5 protein-coding genes and 1 tRNA gene are annotated in these 5725 nt (G+C 60.0%); 2 read left to right on the forward strand and 4 right to left on the reverse strand.

Features of this window, described 5'->3' with window-relative positions:
• Positions 1-505: 505 nt before the first annotated feature.
• The 3 genes from Q9S52_RS10340 to Q9S52_RS10350 form a co-directional block, all read right to left on the reverse strand.
• Positions 506-1588 (reverse strand): Mrp/NBP35 family ATP-binding protein, encoded by a 1083-nt coding sequence (locus tag Q9S52_RS10340; protein ID WP_304709056.1) that lies wholly within the window; start codon positions 1586-1588, stop codon positions 506-508.
• A complete protein-coding gene (gene ispG, locus Q9S52_RS10345) occupies positions 1585-3408 on the reverse strand; it encodes a (E)-4-hydroxy-3-methylbut-2-enyl-diphosphate synthase (protein ID WP_304709057.1) in 1824 nt (607 codons plus the stop codon). The genes Q9S52_RS10340 and ispG overlap by 4 nt, the downstream gene beginning before the upstream one ends.
• Positions 3409-3444: 36 nt before the next feature.
• A tRNA-Ala gene (locus tag Q9S52_RS10350) sits at positions 3445-3517 on the reverse strand.
• Positions 3518-3663: 146 nt separating this feature from the next.
• Between Q9S52_RS10350 and Q9S52_RS10355 the strand changes: the two genes are divergently transcribed.
• The gene (locus Q9S52_RS10355) at positions 3664-4365 is read left to right on the forward strand and encodes an energy transducer TonB (protein ID WP_294594458.1); all 702 of its coding nucleotides are present in this window, start codon (positions 3664-3666) and stop codon (positions 4363-4365) included.
• 89 nt (positions 4366-4454) lie between these two features.
• Here the strand turns inward: Q9S52_RS10355 and Q9S52_RS10360 are convergent, their stop codons facing one another.
• Complete coding sequence (locus Q9S52_RS10360) at positions 4455-4967, reverse strand: DUF4251 domain-containing protein (protein WP_297623738.1); 513 nt, start codon at positions 4965-4967, stop codon at positions 4455-4457.
• A 73-nt stretch (positions 4968-5040) separates the two neighbouring features.
• On the opposite strand from Q9S52_RS10360, the gene Q9S52_RS10365 reads away from it, so the two are divergent.
• On the forward strand, positions 5041-5253 hold the full coding sequence (locus Q9S52_RS10365; protein WP_304709058.1) for a hypothetical protein: 213 nt from the start codon (positions 5041-5043) through the stop codon (positions 5251-5253).
• The last annotated feature ends 472 nt before the right edge of the window (positions 5254-5725 follow it).

Genomic DNA, 5725 nt, shown 5'->3' on the forward strand with positions numbered 1-5725 from the left:
CTGCGGCTCCGCTGTCGCTCCGCCGCGTTTTCGCGCGCCTTGCGCGATTCATTCTGTTTCGGCTCACCAACGAAACAGTTGAATCGCTTCTTAAGGCGGGGCGCGCGGTTGAGCTTTGTCCCGTCTAAAACTGCCCTGCGCGGGCGGCGTCCGGGTGACCCCGGCGGGACGGAGCGATACTGCGTATCGCTTCTTTAAGAGTGGCGCGCGTTTTAGTTTGAGGGTACTGCGCTCGGGCCGCGCGGGCCCCACGTCCCGTGGACGGGCAAAACTTCGTTTTGCTGCGGCAGTCTCAGACCAACTCTTTGTTCCGTTCTCTCTTCGCGCACTTTGAAAATCTTGCCAAAACGCGCAAGCGCATTTTGACAATTTCCCTCCTAAGGCAGGGCGCGCGTTTGTCCTACTGGGGGACTATCCTTACGCCAGGCGGGCGCACCCTTCGGGTGGTTTAATGGTAGCCTCTACCCCAAACGGCGGCAGCCTCGCCCCAAACGCTTACCGAAACTCACGCCAATGTCCGAGCCACGACACGAAATGCCTCACCCGTCACCGAATCACGAGAGGCAATCGGCTCCCCGGCATCTCCCCCCTCCGCAATCGCCTGCACCAACGGGATCGAACCCAAAAACGGAACCCTCTGCTCTTTCGCTAAAGCGGCCACCCGACCGTCCGCTCCCGCCGGCCCGAAAATATAGTACTTATTCTCCGGCAGCTCCGCCGGCGTAAACCACGCCATGTTCTCGACAATCCCACGAATCGGAACCCCGACGTTCTCGTTCCGGAACATCGCGATCCCACGCACCACATCGGCCAGAGCCACCTCCTGAGGCGTGCTGACGATCACCGCTCCCGAAAGCTTCAACTCGCTGACGATCGTCAGGTGCAAATCCCCCGTTCCCGGCGGCAGGTCGATCAACAGATAGTCCAGCTCACCCCACGCCGTCTGGTGCAACAGCTGCCTCAACGCGTTGGTCGCCATCGGCCCGCGCCACACCAAGGCATCCGAACCCGAGATGAAAAACCCGATGGACATCACCTTCACTCCATACGCCTCCGCAGGAACGATGTATTCCAGATCGGAACCGTCTTCGGCCACCTCTGCCACCGGTTTATACTCCTCCACGCCGAACATCTTCGGCATCGAAGGCCCGTAGATGTCCGCATCCAAGACCCCCACCCGAAAACCCTCGGCCGCCAGGGCCACCGCCAGATTGGCCGTCACGGTGCTCTTCCCCACCCCGCCCTTGCCCGACGCCACCGCAATCACCTGCCCTACTCCGCTCATCGAGCTCTTCTCTCGCATCGCCTGCTGCTTCGCCGCCTTCGAGTCCGGCGGCAGCGGCTCGGACACCACGATCACCGGCGAAACACCGGTCGCTTCGGTCAGGATCGCCTCCGCCGCCCGCCGCACGGAAGCGGCCATCGGATCCCGCGGTTTGGTCAGTTTCAGCGTAAAACGCACCGCTCCGGTCGCCGGATCGACCTGAAGATGCTCCACCATCCCCAGCGACACGATGTCCTTGTCCTGCTCCGGATGGGTCACCCCCTTGAGCAGCTCCAGCACCTCTTCGTTGGTCAATATCGTCATGATTGGTTCCGTAAACTCTGGTTAATCAATGCTTCGAGCCGTTCCAACGCCACCTCCTGCGGAATGTTGCGCTCGACGACCTCTTTCCCCCGGTACAAGGTCACCACGCCGTTCCCCGCTCCGACATAACCGAAATCGGCGTCGGCCATCTCGCCCGGCCCATTCACGATGCAGCCCATCACGGCGATCTTCAGCCCCGGATAGTGTCCGAACCTGGCCTTGACAGCCCGGGCAACCTCCTGGAGCTCGAACAGCGTCCGACCGCAGCCCGGACACGAGATAATCTCGGTCTTCGAGATCCGGGCCCGCGCGGCCTGCAAAATCGAAAACGAAAGCGAGGTCAGATCGAAATCCGGCGTCACATCCCGCTCGGTCTCGACTAAATTCCCGGCCGAGTCTTCATCGTATTCAGTGGCAAAAACTTCGTTCACGATCCATATCCCGTCTCCGAAGCCGTCGATCAGCAGCGCGCCGAAGTCCGCCGCCGCATAGAGCTGCAACCGCTCCAAATCCCGCTGGCCATAACAGCGGCTCATAATCACCGGGTTCTGCAACCCGTGCCGCATCAGCTGCACGAAGCAGGCCCGAATCTCGCCCACCCAATGGCTGTTCTCGGACACCAATACGAGTATCCTTTCCGGATGGCTCTCCAGCCACTCCAAAAACTCATACGAGAGGTGTTCCAGCGTGCAGGCGATCCAGCCCTGTCCATGATCCAAGCCCTGCATCGCCTGCCGCGGCGTGACGAGCGTAAAATCTTCCGGCGACAAGTCCGCACAGCCCTCCCCGACACGATCTCCCACCACAATAGGCGGTGCCCCGCCGCCGATCGTCACCCCGCGATATCGAACCGGAGTGGTCGCCCGCCGCACATATGTATAAGGATCGTACGGCACCGGCTCGTCGTCCACCGGAATGTAGTTGTGCATCTCGCGGCCCACGAAATAGTCGGCCAAGATCCGTGCCGGCGCCATTTCATTCTCCGGCGCTTCGGTCAGCGAGACGCGAATGGTGTCCCCGATCCCATCGGCCAGCAAGGCGCCGATCCCCACCGCAGACCTCACCCTGCCGTCCTCCCCCTCGCCCGCTTCGGTCACGCCGAGGTGCAGGGGGTAGGTCATCCCCTCTTCGTCCATCCGCGCGGCGAGCTTCCGATAGGCCTCGACCATCACTCTGGTATTGCTCGACTTCATCGAGATGACCACCCGGTCATACCCCTCGGCCCGGCAAACGTACAGGAACTCCATCGCCGACTCGACCATCCCGTCGGTCGTATCCCCGTATCGCGACATGATCCGGTCGGAGAGCGACCCGTGGTTCACGCCGATCCGAATGACCGTATTATAATACTTACAAACCTCGATCAGCGCCGTCAATTGCACCCGCAGCCGCTCCAACTCCGCCGCGTACTCGGCGTCGGTATAGTCCAGCTGCCGGAACGTGGCCCGCTTATCGATAAAATTACCGGGATTGATCCGCACTTTGCTCACATACTGCGCCGCAATCAAGGCCACCTGCGGATTGAAATGGACGTCGGCCACCAGCGGCACGTAGCACTCCCGCTCCTCGATCCGCCGACGGATGGTCAGCAGCCGCTCCGCCTCGGTGCGCCCCGGCGCGGTGAGCCGCACGAGCTCGGCCCCCGCCTCCGCGATCCGCAGCACCTGGGCGGCCGAAGCCTCGACGTCGGCCGTATTGGCGGTGGTCATCGACTGCACGACGACCGGCGCATCGCCGCCCAGCACTAAACGGCTGCCGATCCGAATGGGGTGGGTCCGCCGACGGGAATAGCTGAACAGATGAGGACAGTAGCGTTTCATGAGAGAAAACGATGGCGGAAACCGAAAAGACAAGTGTGGAGAATACCGGGTTCGAACCGGTGACCTCTTGCATGCCATGCAAGCGCTCTACCAACTGAGCTAATTCCCCGTTCAGACTCCACAAATATAGCCCTTTTTTCGACAGCCACAAATATTATCCGAACGAAGTATTGGTTTTTTCGAATAAATGGCATAGATTTGTAAGCGCGATTTACCGGTTATGCGCACCGACGCATACAAAATTCACTACCCAATATGGAACTCAAAAAATCACCCAAGGCCGACCTGGAAAATAAGCGGAGCTATTTTCTGGAGATCGGTATCATCGTGGCGCTGGCGGCATGTATCGCCATGTTCAGCTGGAGCCAGAAGGAGCGTGTCATCGAGGTCGTCGAACAGGCTCCGGTCGTGGTCGAAACGGAAATGATGGAGGTGACCATTCAGGAAGACAAGCGGCCGCCGGCACCGATGAAAACTCAGGCGGTGGCGATCTCGGAAATCCTGAACGTGGTGAAAAACGACGCCAAAATCGAACCGACGGTCAATATTCTCGACCTGGACGTGACGCAGGATCTGGCGGTGGACGTGACGAAGTTCGGGGGGACGTATACGGGCGAGGAGGAAGCGGAGGACGATACGCCGGTGGTGGTGGCGGAAACCATGCCGACCTTTATGGGCGGGACGGTGGACGACTTCGCGAGATGGTGCGGGAAACATATCGTCTATCCGCCGGCGGCACAGGACAACGGCTCGCAGGGGCGGGTCATGGTGCAGTTCGTGGTGGAACGAGACGGCTCGATCAGCCATGTGACGGTGTTGCGGGGGGTCGACCGGCTGTTGAACGACGAGGCGGTGCGGGTGATCAAGAGTGCGCCGAAGTGGACGCCGGGATCGAACCGGGGGAAACCGGTGCGGGTGTATGTCAATGTGCCGATCAACTTCGTGTTGTCGGATTAGGTTAAACGTGTTTTTTACTCCTTGTGTAACATAGGAAAGGCGGTCTCCGTAACGGAGACCGCCTTTCGTTTTTATCGAACCCGGTCGAATCAGTTGGCCTGGATAGTACCGGTGTAGGAAGCGGTGTTCCCCATGTTGGGAACCAGGGTCAGCGTGGCCAGCCCGTTGTCGATATTATAGTTCAGGTGGAAAACGTACTTCACGTTATCCCACTCGGTCTGGAAAACGAGCGTCCACTGCGAGCCGTTGTTCATGTCTTCCCAGAAGGTGAACCGGTTGGTCGTGAAGTTGATCCGTTTCGGAATCATCGTCACGTTCTCGGCCACGGACACGTAAGGCAGGTTCACTTCCAAATAGCCGGGATAGATGGTGACGTAGTTGTTCCACTGGTTGAGCGCCTGCTGGGGCCCGGCGAATTCGGGGGTCAGATAGGAGGCGGAGAAGGTGAAGTTGTGGCTCTGGAGGGCGTTGGTCATTTGAGAGACCATGGCCTCTTTCCGTTCGGTACGCTTGGCGTCGCGGACGGCTTGTTTGCTGTAGTCCTGAGCGGTGGCGCCGGCTACCAGCGCGACCATCATCAATGATAAAAATAACTTTTTCATAGTTTATTGGTGTTAGTGTGTTTTTATTTCTGTTTCCCGCCCCGGGCACCGTCTGTGGGACGCGGGTACGCTATTGGGTGCGGGCAATTGCGGGTTCAGTTGGTCGGCGGCGTCGGTCGTCTTCAGCGGGATCTATCTGCATTTCTATGCGACGTATTTCCATCCCAGTTTCTCCAGCAACCGCGGCTACGGTTTTCAGTTGCGTTGCCTCTCGGAAAACGGGACGCTCGGCATTCGAATGCTGGCGGGAACTACCCCAACAAGTAACCGGCCGCCGCCATCCTAATGTAGCCGGACTTTGCGCGGTCGCCGCCAGCGGAGGCGAAACGAGCTCCGTCGAGTTGCAGCCCGCCGCGTGGGGTGGCGGCGAACTGCGCGACCCAAAGGGCCGCAGAAGCTCGGCCCAGTTCTCTGCCCCATTCTATTGGTTTCGGGCTGCGCGCTCCGGGGATGGGCCAAAGGCCCAGCGCGCAAGCCCGGCGACCCTACGGGTCGCAAAAACTCGACCCTTTTGTAAGATTCGTCCTCGGCGCGCCTTGTTAAAACAGTTCGCTGCCAGCGGTGAATGCAACGAGCCCTGTCGAGTTGCAGTCCGCCACTCGGGGTGGCGGCGAACTGCGCGGCTCAAAGAGCCGCAAGAGCATAGCCCCAAGCACTGCCCCGTGTCAGCCCCACTGCGGCTCCGCTTTCGCTCCGCCGTGTTTTCGCGCGCCTTGCGCGATTCATTCTATTTCGGCTCACCGCCGAAATGATTGAAT

It is taken from the genome of uncultured Rikenella sp. (assembly GCF_948810725.1).
Classification (GTDB): Bacteria; Bacteroidota; Bacteroidia; order Bacteroidales; family Rikenellaceae; genus Rikenella.

Coding starts and splice junctions, on each gene's coding strand:
- Q9S52_RS10355 (WP_294594458.1), top strand. CDS start 3,664: ATGGAACTCAAAAAATCACCCAAGGCCGACCTGGAAAATAAGCGGAGC.
- Q9S52_RS10340 (WP_304709056.1), bottom strand. CDS start 1,588: ATGACGATATTGACCAACGAAGAGGTGCTGGAGCTGCTCAAGGGGGTG.
- Q9S52_RS10360 (WP_297623738.1), bottom strand. CDS start 4,967: ATGAAAAAGTTATTTTTATCATTGATGATGGTCGCGCTGGTAGCCGGC.
- ispG (WP_304709057.1), bottom strand. CDS start 3,408: ATGAAACGCTACTGTCCTCATCTGTTCAGCTATTCCCGTCGGCGGACC.